Below are 20,861 nucleotides of genomic sequence, written 5' to 3' on the forward strand. Positions count from 1 at the left end.
GAAGAGTCAGGCGCGCGGGGCCACCTTCGTCAGGCCGTTGATGACGCGGTCCATCGCGTCGCCGCCCGTCGGGTCCGTCAGGTTGGCCAGCAGCTTCAGCGTGAAGCGCATCAGCATCGGATGCGTGAGCCCGCGCTGCGTCGCCAGCTTCATCACCTTCGGGTTGCCGATCAGCTTCACGAACGCGCGGCCCAGCGAGTAGTAGCCGCCGTACACGTCCTTGAGGACCTGCGGGTAGCGCCGGAGGGCCATTTCGCGCTGCGCCGGGGTGGCGCGGAAATGGGCCTGGACGATCACGTCCGCCGCGATCTGCCCGGATTCCATCGCATAGGCGATGCCCTCGCCGTTGAACGGGTTGACCATGCCGCCCGCGTCGCCGACCAGCAGCAGGCCGCGGGTGTAGTGCGGCTGCCGGTTGAAGGCCATGGGGAGGGCCGCGCCACGGATCGGGCCGGTCATGTTGTCCGGGGTGTAGCCCCACTCCTCCGGCATGGACGCGCACCACGCCTTGAGGATCTCGCGCCAGTCCAGCTCCTTGAAGGAGGACGAGGTGTTGAGCACGCCCAGGCCGACGTTGCTCGTGCCGTCGCCCATGCCGAAGATCCAGCCGTAGCCGGGCAGCAGCCGGTCCTCGGCGCCGCGCTTGTCCCACAACTCCAGCCAGGACTCCAGGTAGTCGTCGTCGTGGCGGGGCGAGGTGAAGTACGTACGCACCGCCACGCCCATCGGGCGGTCCTCGCGCCGGTGCAGGCCCATGGCGAGCGAGAGCCGGGTGGAGTTGCCGTCGGCGGCGACGACCAGCGGCGCGTGGAAGGTGACGGGCGTCTTCTCCTCGCCCAGCTTCGCCTCGACGCCGGTGATGCGGCCGGTGCGGTCGTCGGTGATGGGGGCGGTCACGTTGCAGCGCTCGTACAGCCGCGCCCCGGCCTTCTGGGCCTGCCGCGCCAGCTGGTCGTCGAAGTCGTCGCGCTTACGCACCAGACCGTAGTTGGGGTACGCCGCGAGATCCGGCCAGTCCAGCTCCAGCCGGTGCCCGCCGCCCATGATCCGCAGGCCCCGGTTGCGCAGCCAGCCCGCTTCCTCGGAGATGTCGATGCCCATCGCGATGAGCTGCTTGGTCGCGCGCGGGGTCAGACCGTCGCCGCAGACCTTCTCGCGCGGGAACGCCGTCTTCTCCAGCAGCAGGACGTCGAGTCCCGACTTGGCCAGGTGGTACGCCGTAGTGGAACCAGCCGGTCCGGCGCCGACGACGATCACATCGGCGCTGCGCTCCGAGATCCCGGAGGATGCGCTTCCGGTGGCGCTCGCGGTGGGTGCGGTCTCGCTCACGCAGGGTCTCCCGTGGCCTGGGTAACAGCGTGCCGGTCGCGCCGGGCACTGGACATGTGCAGTCTATGGGGGCGTACTCCGGCACCTGCGAAGGGCGGCCCTCCCATGACCGTGACTCAGCCTGTGATACGGCTCCGCGTACCCGTCCCCGAGGACGCCGCCGCCTGGCACCGGGTCTTCGACGACCCGGAGGTGATGGAGTTCCACGGCGGTGCGTCCCAGACCCTCGCCCACTACGAGGAGTTCACCGCGCGCCAGCGCGATCACGCCGAGCGGTACGGCTGTTGTCTGTACACGCTGCTCGACGGCTCGGGCGAGGTGGTGGGCTTCACCGGCGCCCAGCCGTGGCCCCACGACTGGGGACCGGCGGGCGAGATCGAGATCGGCTGGCGGCTGGGGCGGGCCCACTGGGGCAGGGGGTACGCCACGGCCGCCGCGCGCACGGCCCTGGAGCGGGTGCGGGCGGCCGGATTCGGACACGTGGTGGCGATGGTGCACGAGCGCAACGAACGGTCGATCGCGGTGACGCGGCGGCTGGGCATGCGGGTGGGCGAGCACCTGGTGACACCGGTGTCGAAGTCCCCGGCCGTGTGCTTCCGCCTGGACCTCTGAGTCCGGGGTCCCGGCGTCAGGGGCGGGTGGCGCGGTGCAGGGCCACGATGCCGCCGGTCAGATTGCGCCAGGCCGGACGGGCCCAGCCCGCCGCGCGGAGGCGGGCGGCGAGCTGCGGCTGGTCGGGCCAGGCGCGGATGGACTCGGCCAGGTAGACGTACGCGTCCGGGCTGCTGCTGACCGCCGTCGCGACCGGCGGCAGCGCGCGCATCAGGTACTCGCTGTAGACCGTGCGGAACGGCGCCCAGGTGGGGTGGCTGAACTCGCACACGACCAGCCGCCCGCCCGGCCGGGTCACCCGCAGCATCTCGCGCAGCGCGCCGTCCGTGTCCTGCACGTTGCGCAGCCCGAAGGAGATCGTGACGGCGTCGAAGACCCCGTCCGCGAAGGGCAGCCGGGTCGCGTCGCCCGCCGTCAGCGGCAGCCGCGGGTGGCGGCGCTTGCCCTCGCGGAGCATGCCGAGCGAGAAGTCGCAGGGCACCACGTACGCACCGGCCGCCGCGTACGGCAGCGAGGAGGTGCCCGTACCGGCGGCGAGGTCGAGCACCCGGTCCCCGGGGCGGGCGTCCACCGCGCGGGCGACCGCCTTGCGCCACAGCCGGGCCTGGCCGAGCGACAGCACGTCGTTGGTCAGGTCGTAGTTGGCCGCCACGTCGTCGAACATGGCGGCGACTTCGTGCGGCTGCTTGTCCAGGGATGCTCGGGTCACCCGCCCATTGTTCACCTCCCCGCGCATCGCGCCGTGCGGGGGTCAGCGGCGGCGGTGCACCAGGCGCCCGGCGAGCACGGTGGCCAGGCACTCCCCGTCCGCGCCGAAGACCGCCAGATCGGCCCGTCCGGCCTCGGCCAGGGCGGCCGGGCGCGGCCGGTCGAGGACGGCGACCTCGTTGCGCTCCGCGGCGGCGCGCAGCCCGGGCTCGGCGACGTGCTCCGCCAGGACCGCCGTCGCGCCCAGCCGCAGCAGGGCGTGGATGCGCTCCCGGGGCGTCGGCGCGTCCGGCACCGGCCCGTCGTGGACGAGGGCGGGGCCGAGGGTGCCGGGCCACTGCCGCACCCGGGCCTGCGGATGCGCGGCCCGCAGCTCGTCCAGCGGGCCGATCGCGGCGATGCGGCCGCCGTCGACCAGGACCGCGCCGTCGTGCAGCGGGGCGGGGTCGTCGAGGGTGCCCCGGACGACCGGCGCCGCGTGGAGCGTGCGCATCAGGAGGCGTCGATCAGCTTCAGCTCGGGGTGGGCCTTGCCGGAGTCGATCGCCGTCGAGGACAGGTGCGAGACGACGTGGTCGTCCACCGGGTCGTTCGCCGGGTCGTCGTGCACCACCAGGTGCTCGTACGTGGTCGCGCGCTGCGCGGGCACCCGCCCGGCCGTGCGGATCAGGTGGAGCAGCTCCATCCGGTTGGAGCGGTGCTTGGCACCGGCGGAGGAGACCACGTTCTCCTCCAGCATCACCGAGCCGAGGTCGTCCGCCCCGTAGTGCAGCGACAGCTGTCCGGCCTCCTTGCCGACGGTCAGCCAGGAGCCCTGGATGTGGGCCACGTTGTCGAGGAAGAGCCGGGCGATCGCGATCATCCGCAGGTACTCGAAGACGGTCGCCTGCGTCTGCCCCTTCAGATGGTTGTTCTCGGGCTGGTAGGTGTACGGGATGAAGGCGCGGAAGCCGCCCGTCCGGTCCTGTACGTCGCGGATCATGCGGAGGTGCTCGATCCGCTCCGCGTTGGTCTCACCGGTGCCCATGAGCATCGTGGAGGTGGACTCGACCCCGAGGTTGTGGGCGATCTCCATGATCTCCAGCCACCGCTCGCCGGACTCCTTGAGCGGGGCGATGGCCTTGCGCGGCCGCGCGGGCAGCAGCTCGGCGCCCGCGCCCGCGAAGGAGTCCAGACCGGCGGCGTTGATGCGGCGGATCGCCTCCTCGACCGATACGCCCGAGATGCGCGCCATGTGCTCGACCTCGGAGGCGCCCAGCGAGTGGATCACCAGCTGCGGGAACGCCTGCTTGATGGCCGAGAAGTGCTTCTCGTAGTACTCGACGCCGTAGTCCGGGTGGTGCCCGCCCTGGAACATGATCTGGGTGCCGCCCAGTTCGACGGTCTCGGCGCAGCGCCGCAGGATGTCGTCGAGGTCGCGGGTCCAGCCCTTGGCGGTGTCCTTGGGCGCGGCGTAGAACGCGCAGAACCGGCACGCCGTCACGCACACGTTGGTGTAGTTGATGTTCCGCTCGATGATGTACGTCGCGATGTGCTCGGTGCCCGCGTAGCGACGGCGGCGTACGGCGTCGGCGGCGGCGCCCAGGGCGTGCAACGGCGCGGACCGGTAGAGGTCGAGCGCCTCCTCCGGGGTGATGCGCCCCCCGGCGGCGGCGCGGTCGAGGACTGCCTGCAGCGTGGCGTGTGCGGTCACCGGGGCGTCCCTTTCGGAGGTGTACGGGCGGACCCGCCCAGGGTACGCCCCCGCCGGTCAGCGCAGTTTGCGCAGGGTGCCGGTCGGATCGCCCGCCTTCCGGTCCTTCGCGCGGTACTTCAGGGTGCCGTCGGAGGCGAGGGTGTACTGCTCGTCCGTCGAACTGTCGCTGCACCCCGCCTGGGGCTGGTCTCCCCGGAACTTGGCGTCGAGGTGCAGCTCCTTGGGCTTGGCGGAGAGCAGCTTCCAGGTGAAGTCGCAGCGCACCACGGAGAGCTTCACCCGGCCGCTCGCGACCTGCTGGCCGGTGGAGCCGCGCTGGAAGGTGATGGTCATGGTGCCGACGGGGATGCCGTTCTGGGAGGTGAGGTCGCCCTGCCAGGTGCCGAGGAACCCCTTGGGCACATCCGACGCGCCGGACGAGTCGGACGCCCCCGGGCTGGCCGGACCGGTGTGGGCGGGGCCGCCGTCGGCCGCCGAGTCGCCGCCCGAGTCGCCGGACATGTTCTGGACGAGCACCACGGCGGTCGTGGCGACCGCGAGCGCGCCCGCGACGGAGAGCACCAGGGAGCAACTCAGCGCCTTGGGCCGCTTCTTGCCGCTCTTGTCGCTCTTGCCGCCGAGAGCGGCGGAGAGCGAGAAGCCGCGGCCGCCCTGCTCGTTATCGCTCGATGGCTGACTGGGGGGCGGGGTCGCGGGGTCGCCCGGCCCGTGGCCCGACTGGTTGACGTACGACGGGGGCGGCGGGCCGAACGCGCCGAGCGCGGGGGCGGGCGTTCCCGGTACGGGCGTACTGGACGCGGGGGTTCCGGGTATCGGCGTACCGGACGCGGGGGTTCCGGGTACGGGCGTTCCGGACGCGGGCGTTCCCGGCACGGGCGTTCCCAGCACGGCCGGGGCGGCGGTGGGCGGAGTGACCGCCTCCGCCTCCAGGTCGAGCAGTTCGACCGCCTGTCGGCTCACCCGCTCGACCAGCGCCCCCGGCAGCCAGCCGGACCGTACGAGCCCCGAGGCCCCGTCCGCGGGGGCCATCCGGCGCGCGATCTGCTCGGGGGTGGGGCGGTCCGCCGGGTCCTTGGCCAGGCACTCGGCGACCAGGTCGCGCAGCTCACCGGTCAGTTCCGGGCCGAGCTTCGGCTCCTCGTGGACCACCTTGTAGAGCAGCGAGGCCGAGCTGTCGCCCGGGAAGGGCTGCTCACCGGTGGCCGCGTACGTCAGCACGGCGCCCAGCGAGAAGATGTCGGCCGGACCGCCCACCGGGTGGCCGAGGATCTGCTCGGGCGACATATAGCCGGGCGAGCCGACGGAGACGCCGGTGGTGGTCAGGGAGACGGTGCCCTCGGTGGCCCGGGCGATCCCGAAGTCGATCAGGCGCGGGCCGTCGAGGGCGAGCAGCACGTTGGACGGCTTGACGTCGCGGTGGACCAGGCCCAGCCCGTGGACGGCGCCCAGCGCCTCCGCCAGCCCGGCGGCCAGGGCCCGTACCGGGGACTCGGGCAGCGGGCCCTCGTCGCCGACGGCCTCGCTGAGCGAGGGGCCCGCCACATACCCGGTGGCCACCCACGGAACGCGTGCCTCCGGGTCGGCGTCGAGGACCGGCGCGGTCCAGGAGCCACCGACCCGGCGCGCGGCGTCCACCTCGCGCCGGAAGCGCGCGCGGAACTGCTCGTCGAGCGCGAACTGCGCGTGCACCACCTTCACCGCAACCGTGCGCCCGCCCGCGCTGCGGCCCAGATACACCACGCCCATGCCGCCGGAACCAAGCCGTCCGAGTAGCCGGTACGCCCCGATGACCTGCGGGTCCTCCGCTCCCAGCGGCTGCATGTGCCTCCCCCTCGACTGCGCCGCCCCAGCTTAGGCGGGCATGACAGCCGCAGCCCAGCCCGGTCCGCCAGCCGTTCCGGTCCGGTCCGCTAGCCGTTCACCGTGGGGCGTCCAGCAGATCCACCCGGACGTCCGCCGGGAAGCCGGTCGTCGGGCCGGTCAGCCGGGCGAACTCGGCGATGCCCGCCAGCTGCTTCGCCCCCAGGGAGAAGTCGAGGGTGGTGAAGTAGCGCTCCAGCACCGACGCCTCCAGGTCCTCCCAGCGCGCGGCGTGCTCGGCGACCTTGCCCGCCTCCTCAAGGGACAGGTTCCGGGACTCCAGGAACGCCCGGTGCACCTCGCGCACGATCTCCGGCTCGCGCTCCAGGTACTCACGGCGGGCGGCCCAGACGGCGAAGACGAACGGGAGCCCGGTCCACTCCTTCCACATCTGCCCCAGGTCATGGACCTGGAGGCCCAGCTTCGGGGCGTGGTGGAGGTTGGCCCGCAGCGCGGCGTCGCCGATCAGCACCCCCGCGTCGGCCTCCTGCATCATCAGGCTGAGGTCGGGCGGGCAGGTGTAGTAGTCGGGTTCGATCCCGTACCGCTCGGCGAGCAGCAGCTGGGCCAGGCGTACGGAGGTCCGCGAGGCCGAACCGAGCGCGACGCGCTCCTTGTCCAGCTGCTCCAGCGGCACCTTCGAGACGATCACGCACGACATCACGGGCCCGTCGCAGCCCACCGCGATATCGGGCAGCGCCACCAGGTCGTCGGCGTTGCGCAGATACTCGACGAGGCTGATCGGGCCGATGTCGAGGTCACCCGCGACCAACTGGTCGTTGAGCGCGTCGGGCGAGGCCTTGGTCAGCTCGAAGTCGAGGAGCGAGCCGGTCCTGGCGAGACCCCAATACAGGGGTACGCAATTGAGGTACTGGATGTGGCCGACCCTCGGTCGGTCGCGGCGTCCCAGGGAGCTGGGGATGACGCTTTCGGCGGCGTCCGGTGTACTCCGCGAGGGGGAACTCGGTGAATTGTCCACAACCGGAGGCTAGCCCCGCTCTTCCCGCGAACCGGCGGCGGGGGTGACCCGGATGGCCCGATATCTCGCGACGCCGAGGGCTCGACCTGCGTTCCTGTCCCGCTCGCGCGCTCCGGAAACCCTCCGTATTCGTGATCTTCGACTCTTTCCCCCTGGACACGGAGCGTGCTAGGCTCGCCGCAAGTTGCAGTTTGGTTTCCCTTGCAGTACAGAGCCTGCGGAGCATGTAACCGCAGGCTTTTGTAGTTTTCAGACTTCTTGCAGGTTCTGGAGCAGGGCAACCCTTTGGCCCAAGGAGGGCTTTATGGCTACCGGAACCGTCAAGTGGTTCAACGCCGAGAAGGGCTTCGGCTTCATCGCCCAGGACGGCGGCGGCCCCGATGTCTTCGTTCACTACTCCGCGATCAACGCGTCTGGCTTCCGCTCCCTGGAGGAGAACCAGGCCGTGACCTTCGACGTCACCCAGGGCCCGAAGGGCCCGCAGGCTGAGAACGTCAGCGCGGTCTGAGTTAGCAGTACCCAAGGAGCCCTGCTCCCCGCATCCGCGGGGCAGCGGGGCTCCTGCCTTTTCCGGCTTTTCTTATTCGCGAACCGTTCATTCTCTTTCGAAAGCGAAACCCCAAGCCTCACCGTGCGTGACCGAATAACGACGCACCGTCGACATCGCGCACCCGATCGGGCTACCGTTTCAGCCATGGGGTGGATCACGGGTCGGGGGCGGCGAACGGTCACGGTGCATCACGTACGGGCCGCGGTGAACGGCGCGCAGCGGCTGGGCGTGGACACCGCGCCGCTGCTCCAGCGGGCCCGGATACCGCCGCTGCTGCTCGGCGACGACCGCGCGCGCTTCTCCCCCGAGCAGTTCGCCCGGCTGGTGCGCGCCCTGCACCGGGCCACCGGGGACGAGTTCCTGGGGCTCGGCTCCGCGCGCAGCAGACCCGGCACGTTCGCCATGATGTGCTACGCCTCGATCGGCTGCCCCGACCTCGGCACCGCCCTGGAGCGCGGCGCGCGCTTCTACCGGCTCTTCCCCGGCGGACCCGACCTGGCGCTGGAGCGCGGCGGGGGCGGCCAGGGCAGCGAGGGCGGCGAGGGCGGCGAGGCGGTGTTCGGCATCCACGGGCGGTTACGCACCCGCCACGAGAGCCAGATCGTCGCCGAATGGCTGATGCTCATCTGGCACCGGCTCGCGGGCTGGCTGATCGGACGCCGGATCCCGCTGCTGTGGACCCAGTTCGCCCACCCCGCGCCCCCGCCCGCGGCGGCGTACGAGTACGAGCAGCTGTTCGACTGCGTCCCGCGCTTCGGCGGGGACCGTACGGCGGCCGGGTTCGATCCCCGCTGGCTGTCCGCGCCCGTCATACAGGACGAGGCGTCCCTCCAGGCGCTGTTGCGCCGCGCGCCCGTCGGGCTGCTCGGCCGCCCCGAGTACGGCACGACCGTCGCCGAGCAGGTGCGCCACGCGCTCGCCGGGGGCCTGCGGACCGGCGGCGGGCCGGGCGGCCGCCGCCCCGGACGGCTGCCGGACCTGCGCGAGGTCGCGGCCCGGCTCGCGGTCAGCCCCGCGACGCTGCGCCGGCGGCTGGACGAGGAGGGCACCTCCTTCCAGCGGCTCAAGGACCAGGTACGGCGGGACGCGGCGATCGGCGGCCTGCGGGAGACCGGGGAGCCGATCGAGGAACTGGCGGTGCGGCTGGGCTTCTCCGAAGGCGCCGCGTTCCACCGCGCGTTCCGGCGCTGGACGGGGATGACCCCGGGCGCCTACCGGCTGACGTACGGCCGCGCGGCCGGGTGCCAGACCCCGCGCCGGACCAGCCGGATGAGGCCTGGTGAGGCCTACCTGAGACCTCGTGAGACCTGATGAGGCATGAGGCCAGCGAATCTGAGCGCTCCGATCAGCAACATCCACCCCTTTTGTCTCTACGGTCCCCCTCACAGCACCGCAGCACCATCGCCCCGTTGGGAGAGCCGTATGCGCACCCGCACCACCGTGCTCGCCACCCTCGCCGCGCTGGCCCTGCCGGCCGCGCTGCCGACCGCACCGGCCATGGCCACGACCGACACCACCCGGACCGCCACCACCCAGGGCAGGCCCGGTGACATCGTCACCAAGTCCCCGACCTCGTTCCGCGCCGTGCCCGGCGCGCCCGTCACCACCCGCTCCTGGAAGATCACCTACCGCTCCACCACCGCCCGGGGAACGGCGAACACCGTCTCCGGCACCGTCATCGTCCCCGACGACGGCAAGACCGGCCCCCGCCCGCTCGTCACCTGGGGCATGGGCGCCGTGGGCCTCGCCGACGGCTGCGCGGCCTCCGGCCGCTTCCCGCAGGGCACCAGCTCCGAGGGCCAGCTGATCGACCTCGCGCTGCGCCGCGGCTGGGCCGTCGCCGTCAGCGACTACGAGGGCCTGGGCACCCCCGGCGACCACACCTACACGGTCGGCCGGTCCGAGGGGCACGCCCTGCTGGACATGGCGCGCGCCGCGCAGCGGCTCCCCGAGGCGGGCCTCGCACCGGACGGCCCGGTCGGGATCATGGGCTACTCGCAGGGCGGCCAGGCCGCCGGGTGGGCCGCCCAGCTGCGCTCCTCGTACGCACCCGAGCTGCGGGTGAAGGGCACGGTCGCCGGGGGCGTCCCCGCCGATCTGCCCGCCACCCTCGACTACAACGACGGCGGCGCGGGTGCCGGGCTCGCCCTGATGGCGCTCGCCGGACAGGACGCCGCCTTCCCCGAACTGGCGCTGGACTCCTACCTCAACCAGAAGGGCAAGGACGACGTCGCCTTCATGCGGAACAACTGCGCCTCCATCAGCACCATCGCCGGGCTCTTCACGAACCTGTCCGAGGTGACCGTCCGGGATCCGCTGGCCTCACCGCTCTGGCAGCTCGCGCTGCGCGCCTCCTATCTGGGCGACCGTGCCCCCGACCATCCGGTCTACCTCTACCAGGGCACGGCGGACGAGCTGATTCCGTACCAGGTCGGCGCGGAGCTGCGCACCCGGTGGTGCGAGAAGGGCGCGCCGGTGGAGTGGAAGAGCTATCCCGGCGACCATGTGACGACCGCGATCACCGGCATCCCGCCCGCCCTGGCATGGCTCGGCGCGCGGTTCGGCGACCAGCCCGCCGGCGGCAACTGCGGCACCTGAACCACGGGCCTGCGTAGGGGCCTCCGGTTCCCCCGGGAGGACCTGTGCACATGCGACGCCCCGCGGCCCCTCGTACGTTGAAGCTCTCGGGCCTCACACGAACGAGGGGTTTGCGGACGTGGGTCGATGTAATGGCGCCCGTTTCGCCCGGCGGTGTATACGCATCGCGGTGAGCGCGGCCCTGACCGCCGGGCTGTGCGCGGGGCTGCCCGCGCCCCCGGCCGTCGCCGCCGACTGTCCGGACGACCCGAACACGACCGGCTCCGTGGACGGTTCGGAGCTGACGTACAGCCTCCACACCAAGTACACCGCGGAGTGGACGCGGGCCCGGGACAGCTGGAACGCCCTGGGCAGGGTCGAGATCAAGCCGCACACCGGCACGGCGTACGCGGACGTCGACGCGACCGACGTCGACCGCGCCGACATCGGCTGGTCGGGGCTGTGGGAGTCCCATGAGCTGGGCTCCGACGACATCGTCCTCAACGACCACTTCCTCGGCGCGTACCCGGCCGACGTGAAGCGCGGCGTCGTCACCCATGAGCTGGGCCATGCCCTCCGGCTGGGCCACCGCTCCGCCCCCGGTGCCGTCATGTACTGCAACGACACCCGCACCGCCTTCGCCCCGGCGGCCTCCGACATCACCGCGTACCGGGCCGTGTGGGGCTCATGAGCCTCCGTACCGGGACGATCGCGCTGGTCACGGCCCTGGCGGCGGTGGGCGGCGCGGCGGCGGCCTGGTTCGAGGTCCCGTACGGCAGTACGCGGCTCCACCCCACCTACGCGGTCCGGCTGGACACGCCCGGGCTGGCCTCGGGCTGGGCGGATGACGTCTTCGTCGGCAAGGTCACCGCCCGCGAGGGGGTCCGGCGCACCGACGGCGACCGGCTGCTGTGGACGACGTACCGGGTCGAGGTCCAGTCCACCCTGAAGGGCGAGGTGTCCGGAAACGTAAGGGTCGCCCAGGAGGGCGGCGACGATCCGCTGCGGCGGCAGCGGGTGGTGGTGGGCGAGGCCCCGGCGCTGCTGCCCGGGCGTACGTACCTCCTGGCCACCCGGGTGGCACCGGACGGCTGGCACACCGCGCCGTCCAACTTCCTGCCGCTCGACCTGGCACCGGACAAGGCGGGCTCGGACAGCGGAACGGATCCGTCCGCGTCCTGGCGGGAGGGCGTCCGGCATCCGGAGTCCCAGCGGGACGTGCATCCCTCGGCGGTGTCCCGCGCGGCGGACCCGGCGGCGCTGTACGCGCGGGCGCGGATCGGCTGACCCCCGCGGCCCCGTAAGCGTCTACCGGGCGGGCGACCAGTCCTGTCCGTGCAGCAGGTTCCCCAGGCCCGCCCAGGCGAAGTTCATGAGGGTGGCCGCCGCCTCCTGGGCCGAGGGGCGGCCGTCCGGCCGCTCCGTGTCGCCCGCCCAGTCCGCCAGCGACTCGGCCGCCCCGACCAGCGCGTGGGCGAGCCCGGACACCTCGGCGGCCGCCAGCCGCCGCTCCCGCGCGCCCTTCCGGGCCGCCGCCGCGATCAGCTGGGTCACGAACGCCACGATCTCCGTGCGCATCGCCGCCACCTCGTGCGCGTAAGGGTGACCGTGCGTCCGCGCCTGCACGTGCAGCAGCGCCCATCCATCGGGGTGCCGGGAGGTGTGCGCGAAGAAGCCGCTCAGCCCGCTCCACAGCTGACGGTCCGGCGGCGCGCCCCGCTCGACCGCGCCCCGCACCGCGGCCACCAGCGACGCCGCCTCCCGCCGGAGGCACGCCGCGAACAGCTCTTCCTTCGAGTTGAGGTAGAGATAGACGAGCGGTTTGGACACCCCGGCCAGCTCGGCTATGTCGTCCATCGAGGCGTTCTGGTAGCCGCACCGCGCGAAGGCCCGCACCGCCGCGTCCAGCATCTGCTGCTCCCGCACCACCCGCGGTACGCGCTTGCTCCTCGTCACCCCGCCCACGCGGACCGCCCCCTTAAGCCAGTGCCCCCGCACACCTCTGACCCTCACCAGCCTACGGCGGGACACGACGAAGATCACGTGCTCGGCACCTCACTCTTGTCACGGCTCGCCGACCCCTTCACAGTGTCAACAGCGCACGCGCAACGCCCCGTTCAGCTCCGCACGCACCGAGCGAAGGAGATACGAACGATGCCCTCCCGCCGCCGCGCCGCCGCCGCGCTCGCCGCACTGGCCGCCGCGCCCCTGCTCCCCACCCCGGCCGAGGCCCGCTCCCGCCCGGCCGAGGCCCGCTCCCGCCCGGCCGAGGCCCGCTCCCGCAGCGCCGATACCGACCAGGCGCGCATCACCGCCGCCGACCGCGTCAGCGAACGCGTCCTCGACCTGACGATCCACTCCCCCGCCCTCGGCCGCGACGGCCACGCCCGGGTCCTGCTGCCCAGCGGCTACGACCGCCGCCCGCACCGCCGCTGGCCGGTCCTCTACCTGCTGCACGGCTGCTGCGACCCCGGTCCGGGCTGGCAGGCCTGGACCCTCAACACCGACGTCGAGGGGCTGACCGCGTCCCTCCCCGCCCTGGTGGTGTCCCCCGAGGGCGGCCCCTCCGGCTTCTACTCCAACTGGTGGAACGGCGGCGCGTACGGCCCGCCCGCCTGGGAGACCTTCCACCTCGGCGAGGTGCGCCCGCTGGTGGAGCGCACGCTGCGCGGCAACGGCCGCCGGGCGATCGCGGGCCTGTCCATGGGCGGCTTCGGCGCCCTGTCCTACGCGGCCCGTCACCCCCGCCTCTTCCGCGCGGCCGCCTCGTTCAGCGGCGTCATCCACCCCCTGCGGAGCCCGGCCGGCGTCCAGGGCATCGTGCAGCGGTACGGCGCCGACCCGACCGCCCTGTGGGGCGACCCCACGGCCCAGTCCGCGATCTGGGCGGCCCACGACCCGTACACCCAGCTGACCCGGCTCCCCCGCGGCTACCCGGTGTACGTCTCCTGCGGCGACGGCACCCCCGGGCCGCTGGACCCGGCGGACCGTCCCGTCGACACCACCGAGAAGAGCCTCTGGCCGATGGCCGAGGACTACGTACGCCGCGCCCGGGCCCACGGCCTGGCCCTCACCGCCCGGCTCTACGGCCCCGGCACCCACACCTGGCCGTACTGGGAGCGCGAACTGGACCGCGCGCTACCCCTGCTGACCCGCCCCCTCGCCCGCCTCTGAGCCGGGCTGCTGGGGTACGTCCTCCCAGGCCACCAGGCGCGGCGACGAGGGCGGGTTCCCGACCTCGCGACGCGCCCGCGCCGCGGCGGCCAGTTCGTCGCGGAGATCGGCGAGTTCGACCACGCGCCGCTCTCCACTGCGGGCCACGGCCGCCGCGGCGGCGGCCATGATGACGTTCACGATGTCGCCACCGGCCATGCCCTCCGATTCGGCCGCCAGGATGTCGGCGGTGACCTCGGGGTGCAGCGGCAGTTCCTTCGGGAGGAGCTTCGTCCACAGATCGCGCCGTGCGGCGAGGTCGGGGAGTTCCAGCCGGATATGGGCCAGGATCCGCCGGACGAACGCCACATCGTAGTTTTCCGGGAAGTTGGTCGTGAAGACGACGACACCGTCGAAATGGTCCAGTTCGGTGAGCATCACCGAGCGGGACACATTGACGCTGTGGTCGGCGCTCTGCGTGACCCGGCTCAGCCGCCGCCCGAGAATGGAGTCCGCCTCGTCGAAGATGAGCACGGCGTCGTGCCGACGGGCCTCGGCGAAACAGCGCACGATGTTCTTCGGCGTCTCCCCGACATAACGGGATTCGATCTGGGCGTAGCTGACCCGGAGATACGGGCGGCCGAGCCGGTGGGCGATGGCCTCCGCGCACGCGGATTTCCCCGTACCGGGCGGGCCGTACAGGCTCACCACCGCGCCGCCGCGGTGCGGGGAAATCGCGGCCAGGTTCCATTCCTTGAACAGCACGTCCCGGTGCGCGACCACGTTCAGCGCGGTGTCGACGCGGCGGCGCACCACCTCCGCGAGGACGAGATCGCCGAACGTACGGGCGGGCTGCTCCACCCGGAAGTCGACCGCTTCCGGCGATCCCGTCTCCGGGGATTCCCCGGCCCGTTCAGTACGCCGTGCGGTCACGGTCCTGGTGGTCGTCGTGGTCTTCGTCGCGGTCGCGGTCGCCGATCCGGCTGCCCCGCCGCCGGAATCGGTGAACGCCCAGCTCCGCGGCACCGTGTTCCGTCCCTCGTCCATGCACTGCCCCCCGTATCAGTGTGTGTCAGCTCGCCACGGTCCAGCGGCGGCTGACCTCGTCGGCTTCCTGACGGATGAATTCCGCGCGGACATCGTCGGGGATGTCGTCCCAGCCGGTGACGGTCTCGGTCACCAGAGCGCTTTCGGGATTCCCGAATACGCAGCGGACGACGGTGTGCGCGTCCGACCGCCCGGTAGCGGGCCTGATGAACACGACCTCCACCTCCCGCACTTCCGACCCGAGCCGGGCGCCCAGCCCGGCCGATCCGGAGCCGAGAACGGCGGCCCGGATGTCATCGGGGTGCGCGTCCATGCGCGCCGCCCAGTCCTCGGCCAGGGCGGCCAGCACGACGGCGGTGAGACGGCCGCCCCGCACGCGCCCGGCGGACCGCGGCCATAGCCGCGACACGACCAGGGCCACCGCCACCACCACTACACCGACGCCCGTCCACCACCACAGCGACATATGCCCGTTTCTTCCTCTGCGGGTCATTCTTCGAGTTCCTGGTCGCGCATCCTGGTCACGTCCATGCGGTAACTCCCGCCGTCGCCCGCCACCAGCGACTGACGGTATTTCTCGGGAAGGTCGTCCCAGGCGACGTCCTCCTCGACCACGATCCGCCTGACCGGCGCGTCACTGCTCAGCTGGCTCTTCATCAGCGCGGTCATGCGCCGGAGATAGGTGTTCGGGGCCGTCCCCTTCTCGAACTCGACGACCTGTTCGAGCAGATAGGACCGCAGTTCCTTCCAGGCCGCCTTCACATTTCTGCGGATGGCGGTGGCGTACTTGTCCAGCGCGGTGAATGCGAGCTTCACCGTGTCGGACATCCAGGGAACGTGCTCGTTCACCCAGGGAAAGAGCTGATCCCGGGCCCAGACCATGATCCGATTCCACATGACCAGCCCGATGGCCATGATGATCAGAGGAATGAAGAAAACCATCAAGCCCTCCCCAAAGGAAGACTCAGGGTGACGCCCTCGTCATCGTCACGAATGATCCGCGCGCGCACTTCCTCGGGTATGTCGCCCCAGTCGATCTCCTGCTTGATGCGCTTGCGCCGCACCTTCTGCCGATCGGCGCCGTACAGCATCTCGATGATCCGCACCCCCGTCTCCCCGGGCCGCGCCCGGTATTCGACGGTCACCGCGACGATCTCCCGGCGAAGCGTCTCGATCACCGACGGCTTCGCCCGGGGCAGTTCCGGCCGGATGGCCGACCCGTGCGGCTCACCGCACAACTCGACCAGCGCGCTGAAGACATCACTCGACGGCAGCCCCAGAACGGGCTCGCACTCCTCGGCGAGGATCCCGTACACGACGATCGAGTCGGATTCCGGCGGCGCATCCATGGCCGCGATCGCGACATCGATCATCTTCAGGATGTGGCGCAGCGCGATTTTGCCGACAACGCCCTTCTCGGCGCCGGGTTTCGGCAGTACGCCCTTGTCCGCCATCTCCCGGATCGCTTTTTCGATCATGTCACGCGCGGATCGCAGTGATTTCCCCGCTGTGGTGTCAGGCATGCGCGTTCCCCCCGTATGACCGCATGTACACGAATCACATATTAGCGCCGTAACACTGGATAACACATAGCGTGAAAGAAATTGACAGCAATGCAGCACTCTGCGATCAAAAAAGTGTCCCCGGAGCCTCATTGAGGCTCCGGGGACACAGGCGTACCGGCCTACAGTGGCGGCGCGCCGCCACCGAGGGCTACACGGTGGCGAGTTGACGCTCCGGCTCGGTGGCCGTCGGCTCGTCGCGGTCGTCGCCCAGGGGGGACGAGGTGGCGTGGGCGTAGGCGTCGTGGTCGAGGATCTTCTCGCGGGCCGAGACCAGGACCGGGACCAGGGCCTGTCCGGCGACGTTCGTGGCCGTCCGCATCATGTCCAGGACCGGGTCGATGGCCATCAGCAGGCCGACGCCCTCCAGGGGGAGGCCGAGGGTGGAGAGGGTCAGGGTGAGCATGACCGTCGCGCCCGTGAGACCGGCGGTGGCGGCGGAGCCGATGACTGAGACGAAGGCGATCAGCAGGTAGTCGCCGATGCCGAGGTGCACGCCGAAGATCTCGGCGATGAAGATCGCGGCGAGCGCCGGGTAGATGGAGGCGCAGCCGTCCATCTTGGTGGTCGAGCCGAAGGGCACCGCGAAGGACGCGTACTCCTTGGGCACGCCGAGGCGTTCGGTGACCCGCTGGGTGACCGGCATGGTGCCCACCGAGGAGCGGGAGACGAAGGCCAGCTGGATCGCGGGCCAGGCGCCCTTGAAGAAGCTCAGCGGGTTGACCTTGGCGACGGTCGCCAGCAGCAGCGGGTAGACGCCGAACATCACCAGCGCGCAGCCGATGTAGACGTCGGCGGTGAAGGTCGCGTACTTGCCGATGAGGTTCCAGCCGTACTCGGCGATGGCGGAGCCGATGAGCCCCACGGTGCCCAGCGGGGCCAGCCGGATGACCCACCACAGGGCCTTCTGCAGCAGCTCCAGCACCGACTGGCTCAGGGTGAGGATCGGCTGCGCCCTCTCGCCGAGCTGCAGGGCGGCGACGCCCGCGACGGCGGCCATGAAGACGATCTGCAGCACCTGCAGCTCGGTGAACGGCGTGATGACGTCCGTCGGCACGATGCCGGTGAGGAAGTCCAGCCAGGACCCGGCGTGGTCCGGCTTGGAGCCGTCCTTGGCGGTCAGGCCGGTGCCCGCGCCCGGGTTGGTGAGCAGGCCGATGGCCAGACCGATGGCGACCGCGATGAGCGAGGTGGCCATGAACCACAGCAGGGTGCGGGTGGCCAGCCGGGCGGCGTTGCTGACGTTCCGCAGGTTCGTGATCGATATCAGGATCGCGAAGAAGACCAGCGGGGCGACGGCGAGCTTCAGCAGCTGGACGAAGGTCGAGCCGACCTTGTCGAGCGTGGTGACCAGCCAGCCGACGTCGCCGCTGCGGGCGACCCAGCCGAGCACCACACCGAGGACGAGACCCAGCAGGATCTGCGCCCAGAACGGCACCTTGGGCAGGCGGAAGGACGACGTCCTCTCGGACGTCTCGGGGAGGGACGACAACGGACACACTCCGGGGGAGGTAAGAGGGCGAGAAAAAGCCAGGAGTCCGTACGGGATCTCCGGCCGCTGTACGAGAGAAGGTCAGCGGCGTTGACAGGCCGCGGACCGACAGCGGCAAAGATCGATGTGCAGGCGCGCCACGAGCGGAACGCTCGCTGCGATACGGGGCGCGGCTGCTGTCTTCATGACAAGTACATTAACACCGCGTCTTTGGGGAACCCAAAGAAAATCTTTGACCTTTCGGACCCGCCCCGAGGCCGCCCAGGATGGCCGTGGTGGCCGGAAACAGCTCAACGCCCCCTGTGCCAGCGGCTGCTGGCCCAAGGGGCGTCGGAAACGTGTGTGAGGTGTGAGGAGGCTTACACGCCGTCCTGCGCGGGCTTCTGTGCGCTGTCCTCCTGGCTCTGGCTGGCCGCCAGCCGCTCCTTGGCCCGGTCCACCCGGTCGGCGACCTGCGCCGCCATCGCCTCGCGCTGCTTGCGCAGCAGGATGAAGCTGAGCGGGGCGGAGACGATCAGCGCGAGCAGCACGACCCAGAACAGGTTGGAGGCGCCGAGGCCCGCGGGGACCACGCCGAAGTAGACCAGGGCCCACATGACCAGAAAGCAGCCGACGAAGATCCCCAGGCGCATGCTGGTGTAGCGGAACGTGGCGCTCGGCTTGAGGGACACGGCGGGGTCCTCTTTCTCCTGGAAGTTCCTGCCCTCCCAGTGAATCACGCCCGGTTTCTGATCAATTCAGCGGCGGTCGGTTCCGCGGCGATCAGTGCAGCGGTAGCCACATGGTGACGTCGTCGCGGTAGTCGTCGTCCGCGACCTTGATCGCCCCCGGCACCCGGCCGACCTCCTTGTAGCCGCACCCCGCGTAGAAACGGTCCACGCCGGTGCCGCCCCGGCAGGTGAGCCGTATCCCCCGGATGCCGTCCATCCCCCGCGCGGCGTCCTCCGCGGCGGCCATCAGCTCGCGGCCGTACCCCTTGCCCTGGTGGGAGGGGTGCACCATCACGGTGTAGAGCCAGCACCAGTGCCGCATCAGCCGGTGGGTGTTGAAGGTGAAGAAGGCGGTCGCGGCCACCGCGCCGCTCTCGTCCCGGCCGACGAGCAGCCGGGTGCGCCCCTCCGTCATCGCGGCGAGGTGCTTGATCAGCTCGGGACGGATGTCCTCCGCGGTCACCGGCGGTACGAAGCCGACCGCGCCGCCCGCGTTCGAGACGTCGGCCCAGACCGTACGGACGGAGTCCAGCAGCTCAGGGGTGGTCTCGGGGTCGAGGTCGAAGGTCAGCGGCATGATGCGGTCACACCCGCATCGGCTGCGGCGACTCGCGCCGGGCCGGGTCCGGGCCCTCGTACTCGCGGATCGTCTCGTACCGCGTGTTGCGCTCGATCGGCTTGAAGCCCGCGTCCCGGATCAGGTCGAGCAGATCGTCACGGGTCAGCTTGTTCGGCGTGCCGTAGTTGTCCGCGTCGTGCGTGATCTTGTACTCGACGACCGAGCCGTCCATGTCGTCCGCGCCGTGGTTGAGGGCGAGCTGCGCGGTCTGCACCCCGTGCATCACCCAGAAGACCTTGACGTGCGGGACGTTGTCGAACAGCAGCCGGGAGACCGCGAAGGTCTTCAGCGCCTCCGCGCCGGTCGCCATGGAGGTGCGCGCCTGCAGCCGGTTGCGGACCTTGCCGTCCTGCATGTCCACGAAGTCGTGCTGGTAGCGCAGCGGGATGAAGACCTGGAAACCGCCGGTCTCGTCCTGCAGCTCACGCAGCCGCAGCACGTGGTCCACCCGGTGCCGGGGCTCCTCGATGTGCCCGTACAGCATGGTGCACGGGGTCTTGAGGCCCTTCTCGTGCGCCAGCCGGTGGATGCGCGACCAGTCCTCCCAGTGGGTGTCGTGGTCGACGATGTGCTGCCGGACCTCCCAGTCGAAGATCTCCGCGCCGCCACCGGTCAGCGACTCCAGACCGGCGTCGATCAGCTCGTCCAGGATCTCGGACGCGGACATGCCGGAGATCTTCTCGAAGTGGTGGATCTCGGTGGCGGTGAAGGCCTTCAGCGACACCTCCGGGGGCAGCGCCTCCTTGAGCGCCTTCAGCGACCGCGGGTAGTAGCGCCACGGCAGGGTGGGGTGCAGCCCGTTGACGATGTGCAGCTCGGTGAGCTTGTCGTTCTCCATCGCCTTGGCGAGACGGACGGCCTCCTCGATGCGCATCGTGTAGGCGTCCTTCTCCCCCGGCTTGCGCTGGAAGGAGCAGTAGGCGCAGGACGCGGTGCACACGTTCGTCATGTTGAGGTGACGGTTGACGTTGAAGTGGACGACGTCGCCGTTCTTGCGGGTGCGCACCTCATGGGCGAGTCCGCCCAGCCAGGCCAGGTCGTCGGACTCGTACAGGGCGAGACCGTCCTCACGGGTGAGCCGCTCGCCCGCGAGAACCTTCTGCTCCAACTCCCGCTTGAAACCCACATCGTGTGTCGCTGCGCTCATGCGACGGCCGCCTCCCATGCGTCTGGCCCTACGTCGTCGTGCCGGTGTCGGCCTTCGCCGAGACTACGCCTCGACGTCCTCGGGAAGTTCCCCGACCCGGTTCTCCCACTTCGTGGAGAGCACGATCGTGCTACGCGTCCGGGCCACGCCCTTGGTCCCGGAGAGTCTGCGGATCGTGCGCTCCAGACCGTCCACGTTCGAGGCGCGCACCTTGAGCATGTACGAGTCATCGCCCGCGATGAACCAGCAGTCCTCGATCTCGGCGAGGTCGCGCAGCCGCTGCGCCACGTCCTCGTGGTCGGCGGCGTCGGAGAGCTGGAGGCCGATCAGGGCGGTGACTCCGAGGCCCAGGGAGGCCGCGTCCACGGTCGCGCGATAGCCGGTGATCACACCGGCCGCCTCCAGGCGGTTGATCCGGTCCGTAACGCTCGGCCCGGAGAGGCCGACGAGCCTGCCCAGCTCCGCGTACGAGGCCCTGCCGTTCTCCCGCAGGGCCTGGATGAGCTGCCTGTCCACCGCGTCCATATGCCGTGCGCCTTCCATTATTCAGGGTTAGAGCGACTTTACATGTAGAATCTAAGGCATCAGGACCACAAGTCCTGTAAATCATCTAGGCGTTGGGCCTGTTACCTCAGGAGATGAGAACTCACCGTGTACACGATCGAAGGTCTTGAAGCCCGCATGCTGGAGCTGCGGGAACTGGCCAGCCGCTCGCGTGCCGTGGTCCGCAACCCCGACCGTCCCGTGTCCCGGACGGCCCGCCGCGCGGCCGTCGTCGCGGCGCGCGCCGCCCGCGCCAGGAAGCGCTGGACGCGCTAGCC

Annotated in this window: 24 protein-coding genes; 8 read left to right on the plus strand and 16 right to left on the minus strand. The window is 71.1% G+C overall.

All coding sequences use genetic code 11. The features are described from left to right. Positions 1–6 precede the first annotated feature (6 nt). Positions 7–1,329, minus strand: coding sequence for a geranylgeranyl reductase family protein (locus ACWC5C_RS33675; RefSeq protein WP_450881705.1), 1,323 nt, complete (start codon positions 1,327–1,329; stop codon positions 7–9). A gap of 105 nt (positions 1,330–1,434) precedes the next feature. On the opposite strand from ACWC5C_RS33675, the gene ACWC5C_RS33680 reads away from it, so the two are divergent. Then, a complete protein-coding gene (locus ACWC5C_RS33680; RefSeq protein WP_450881707.1) occupies positions 1,435–1,941 on the plus strand; it encodes a GNAT family N-acetyltransferase in 507 nt (168 codons plus the stop codon). A 16-nt stretch (positions 1,942–1,957) separates the two neighbouring features. Here the strand turns inward: ACWC5C_RS33680 and ACWC5C_RS33685 are convergent, their stop codons facing one another. The 5 genes from ACWC5C_RS33685 to ACWC5C_RS33705 all read right to left on the minus strand — a co-directional run bounded on the left by ACWC5C_RS33685 (position 1,958) and on the right by ACWC5C_RS33705 (position 7,126). Continuing rightward, entirely contained in the window at positions 1,958–2,650 is a 693-nt protein-coding gene (locus tag ACWC5C_RS33685) for a demethylmenaquinone methyltransferase (RefSeq protein ID WP_450881709.1), read from the minus strand. 42 nt (positions 2,651–2,692) lie between these two features. Next, on the minus strand, positions 2,693–3,142 hold the full coding sequence (locus tag ACWC5C_RS33690; RefSeq protein WP_450881711.1) for an imidazolonepropionase-like domain-containing protein: 450 nt from the start codon (positions 3,140–3,142) through the stop codon (positions 2,693–2,695). After that, positions 3,142–4,341 carry a cyclic dehypoxanthinyl futalosine synthase gene (gene mqnC / locus ACWC5C_RS33695; RefSeq protein WP_385440729.1) on the minus strand — a complete coding sequence of 400 codons (1,200 nt, stop codon included), beginning with the start codon at positions 4,339–4,341 and terminating at the stop codon, positions 3,142–3,144. The genes ACWC5C_RS33690 and mqnC overlap by 1 nt, the downstream gene beginning before the upstream one ends. Before the next feature lie 57 nt (positions 4,342–4,398). Continuing rightward, entirely contained in the window at positions 4,399–6,165 is a 1,767-nt protein-coding gene (locus ACWC5C_RS33700; protein ID WP_450881713.1) for a serine/threonine protein kinase, read from the minus strand. Positions 6,166–6,262: 97 nt separating this feature from the next. After that, on the minus strand, positions 6,263–7,126 hold the full coding sequence (locus ACWC5C_RS33705; RefSeq protein ID WP_450881823.1) for a menaquinone biosynthetic enzyme MqnA/MqnD family protein: 864 nt from the start codon (positions 7,124–7,126) through the stop codon (positions 6,263–6,265). A 361-nt stretch (positions 7,127–7,487) separates the two neighbouring features. Between ACWC5C_RS33705 and ACWC5C_RS33710 the strand changes: the two genes are divergently transcribed. The 5 genes from ACWC5C_RS33710 (at position 7,488) to ACWC5C_RS33730 (ending at position 11,597) form a co-directional block, all read left to right on the plus strand. Further along, a complete protein-coding gene (locus ACWC5C_RS33710) occupies positions 7,488–7,691 on the plus strand; it encodes a cold-shock protein (RefSeq protein ID WP_009715975.1) in 204 nt (67 codons plus the stop codon). 186 nt (positions 7,692–7,877) lie between these two features. Beyond that, positions 7,878–9,044, plus strand: coding sequence for an AraC family transcriptional regulator (locus ACWC5C_RS33715; RefSeq protein ID WP_450881716.1), 1,167 nt, complete (start codon positions 7,878–7,880; stop codon positions 9,042–9,044). 111 nt (positions 9,045–9,155) lie between these two features. Continuing rightward, complete coding sequence (locus ACWC5C_RS33720; RefSeq protein WP_450881718.1) at positions 9,156–10,331, plus strand: lipase family protein; 1,176 nt, start codon at positions 9,156–9,158, stop codon at positions 10,329–10,331. A 169-nt stretch (positions 10,332–10,500) separates the two neighbouring features. Beyond that, positions 10,501–11,001: a matrixin family metalloprotease gene (locus ACWC5C_RS33725; protein ID WP_450881720.1), complete on the plus strand. Its 501-nt coding sequence runs from the start codon at positions 10,501–10,503 to the stop codon at positions 10,999–11,001. Then, positions 10,998–11,597 (plus strand): hypothetical protein, encoded by a 600-nt coding sequence (locus ACWC5C_RS33730; protein ID WP_450881722.1) that lies wholly within the window; start codon positions 10,998–11,000, stop codon positions 11,595–11,597. The genes ACWC5C_RS33725 and ACWC5C_RS33730 overlap by 4 nt, the downstream gene beginning before the upstream one ends. A gap of 21 nt (positions 11,598–11,618) precedes the next feature. Here ACWC5C_RS33730 and ACWC5C_RS33735 read toward each other — a convergent pair whose 3' ends face one another. After that, positions 11,619–12,221: a TetR/AcrR family transcriptional regulator gene (locus ACWC5C_RS33735; protein ID WP_450881825.1), complete on the minus strand. Its 603-nt coding sequence runs from the start codon at positions 12,219–12,221 to the stop codon at positions 11,619–11,621. A gap of 243 nt (positions 12,222–12,464) precedes the next feature. On the opposite strand from ACWC5C_RS33735, the gene ACWC5C_RS33740 reads away from it, so the two are divergent. Continuing rightward, on the plus strand, positions 12,465–13,484 hold the full coding sequence (locus tag ACWC5C_RS33740) for an alpha/beta hydrolase (protein ID WP_450881724.1): 1,020 nt from the start codon (positions 12,465–12,467) through the stop codon (positions 13,482–13,484). Here ACWC5C_RS33740 and ACWC5C_RS33745 read toward each other — a convergent pair. The 9 genes from ACWC5C_RS33745 to ACWC5C_RS33785 form a co-directional block, all read right to left on the minus strand. Beyond that, positions 13,449–14,510 carry an ATP-binding protein gene (locus ACWC5C_RS33745; RefSeq protein WP_450881726.1) on the minus strand — a complete coding sequence of 354 codons (1,062 nt, stop codon included), beginning with the start codon at positions 14,508–14,510 and terminating at the stop codon, positions 13,449–13,451. The genes ACWC5C_RS33740 and ACWC5C_RS33745 overlap by 36 nt on opposite strands. Before the next feature lie 25 nt (positions 14,511–14,535). Continuing rightward, on the minus strand, positions 14,536–15,003 hold the full coding sequence (locus ACWC5C_RS33750; RefSeq protein ID WP_450881728.1) for a hypothetical protein: 468 nt from the start codon (positions 15,001–15,003) through the stop codon (positions 14,536–14,538). Beyond that, positions 15,000–15,452: a hypothetical protein gene (locus tag ACWC5C_RS33755; protein WP_450881730.1), complete on the minus strand. Its 453-nt coding sequence runs from the start codon at positions 15,450–15,452 to the stop codon at positions 15,000–15,002. Before ACWC5C_RS33755 ends, ACWC5C_RS33750 begins: the two co-directional genes overlap by 4 nt. After that, positions 15,452–16,033 carry a hypothetical protein gene (locus ACWC5C_RS33760; RefSeq protein WP_450881732.1) on the minus strand — a complete coding sequence of 194 codons (582 nt, stop codon included), beginning with the start codon at positions 16,031–16,033 and terminating at the stop codon, positions 15,452–15,454. Before ACWC5C_RS33760 ends, ACWC5C_RS33755 begins: the two co-directional genes overlap by 1 nt. Positions 16,034–16,223: 190 nt before the next feature. Beyond that, on the minus strand, positions 16,224–17,564 hold the full coding sequence (locus ACWC5C_RS33765; protein ID WP_450881734.1) for a dicarboxylate/amino acid:cation symporter: 1,341 nt from the start codon (positions 17,562–17,564) through the stop codon (positions 16,224–16,226). A 359-nt stretch (positions 17,565–17,923) separates the two neighbouring features. After that, positions 17,924–18,283: a DUF4229 domain-containing protein gene (locus tag ACWC5C_RS33770; RefSeq protein WP_450881736.1), complete on the minus strand. Its 360-nt coding sequence runs from the start codon at positions 18,281–18,283 to the stop codon at positions 17,924–17,926. A 43-nt stretch (positions 18,284–18,326) separates the two neighbouring features. After that, complete coding sequence (locus ACWC5C_RS33775) at positions 18,327–18,851, minus strand: N-acetyltransferase family protein (RefSeq protein WP_450881738.1); 525 nt, start codon at positions 18,849–18,851, stop codon at positions 18,327–18,329. 7 nt (positions 18,852–18,858) lie between these two features. Next, positions 18,859–20,040: an aminofutalosine synthase MqnE gene (mqnE, locus tag ACWC5C_RS33780; RefSeq protein WP_450881740.1), complete on the minus strand. Its 1,182-nt coding sequence runs from the start codon at positions 20,038–20,040 to the stop codon at positions 18,859–18,861. 63 nt (positions 20,041–20,103) lie between these two features. Beyond that, entirely contained in the window at positions 20,104–20,565 is a 462-nt protein-coding gene (locus tag ACWC5C_RS33785; protein ID WP_450881741.1) for an Lrp/AsnC family transcriptional regulator, read from the minus strand. Between the two features lie 126 nt (positions 20,566–20,691). Here ACWC5C_RS33785 and ACWC5C_RS33790 point away from each other — a divergent pair, with 126 nt between their 5' ends. Further along, entirely contained in the window at positions 20,692–20,859 is a 168-nt protein-coding gene (locus ACWC5C_RS33790; protein WP_385440764.1) for a hypothetical protein, read from the plus strand. The last annotated feature ends 2 nt before the right edge of the window (positions 20,860–20,861 follow it).

The sequence above is a fragment of the Streptomyces sp. NPDC001700 genome, assembly GCF_053596435.1.

Excerpts from the sequence above, each read along its gene's own strand:
- ACWC5C_RS33750 (WP_450881728.1), bottom strand. The coding sequence starts at position 15,003 with ATGACCCGCAGAGGAAGAAACGGGCATATGTCGCTGTGGTGGTGGACG.
- ACWC5C_RS33760 (WP_450881732.1), bottom strand. The coding sequence starts at position 16,033 with ATGCCTGACACCACAGCGGGGAAATCACTGCGATCCGCGCGTGACATG.
- ACWC5C_RS33745 (WP_450881726.1), bottom strand. The coding sequence starts at position 14,510 with ATGGACGAGGGACGGAACACGGTGCCGCGGAGCTGGGCGTTCACCGAT.
- ACWC5C_RS33730 (WP_450881722.1), top strand. The coding sequence starts at position 10,998 with ATGAGCCTCCGTACCGGGACGATCGCGCTGGTCACGGCCCTGGCGGCG.
- ACWC5C_RS33720 (WP_450881718.1), top strand. The coding sequence starts at position 9,156 with ATGCGCACCCGCACCACCGTGCTCGCCACCCTCGCCGCGCTGGCCCTG.
- ACWC5C_RS33715 (WP_450881716.1), top strand. The coding sequence starts at position 7,878 with ATGGGGTGGATCACGGGTCGGGGGCGGCGAACGGTCACGGTGCATCAC.
- ACWC5C_RS33740 (WP_450881724.1), top strand. The coding sequence starts at position 12,465 with ATGCCCTCCCGCCGCCGCGCCGCCGCCGCGCTCGCCGCACTGGCCGCC.
- ACWC5C_RS33710 (WP_009715975.1), top strand. The coding sequence starts at position 7,488 with ATGGCTACCGGAACCGTCAAGTGGTTCAACGCCGAGAAGGGCTTCGGC.
- ACWC5C_RS33690 (WP_450881711.1), bottom strand. The coding sequence starts at position 3,142 with ATGCGCACGCTCCACGCGGCGCCGGTCGTCCGGGGCACCCTCGACGAC.
- ACWC5C_RS33785 (WP_450881741.1), bottom strand. The coding sequence starts at position 20,565 with ATGGACGCGGTGGACAGGCAGCTCATCCAGGCCCTGCGGGAGAACGGC.
- ACWC5C_RS33735 (WP_450881825.1), bottom strand. The coding sequence starts at position 12,221 with ATGCTGGACGCGGCGGTGCGGGCCTTCGCGCGGTGCGGCTACCAGAAC.
- ACWC5C_RS33775 (WP_450881738.1), bottom strand. The coding sequence starts at position 18,851 with ATGCCGCTGACCTTCGACCTCGACCCCGAGACCACCCCTGAGCTGCTG.
- ACWC5C_RS33680 (WP_450881707.1), top strand. The coding sequence starts at position 1,435 with ATGACCGTGACTCAGCCTGTGATACGGCTCCGCGTACCCGTCCCCGAG.
- ACWC5C_RS33700 (WP_450881713.1), bottom strand. The coding sequence starts at position 6,165 with ATGCAGCCGCTGGGAGCGGAGGACCCGCAGGTCATCGGGGCGTACCGG.
- ACWC5C_RS33755 (WP_450881730.1), bottom strand. The coding sequence starts at position 15,452 with ATGGTTTTCTTCATTCCTCTGATCATCATGGCCATCGGGCTGGTCATG.
- mqnE (WP_450881740.1), bottom strand. The coding sequence starts at position 20,040 with ATGAGCGCAGCGACACACGATGTGGGTTTCAAGCGGGAGTTGGAGCAG.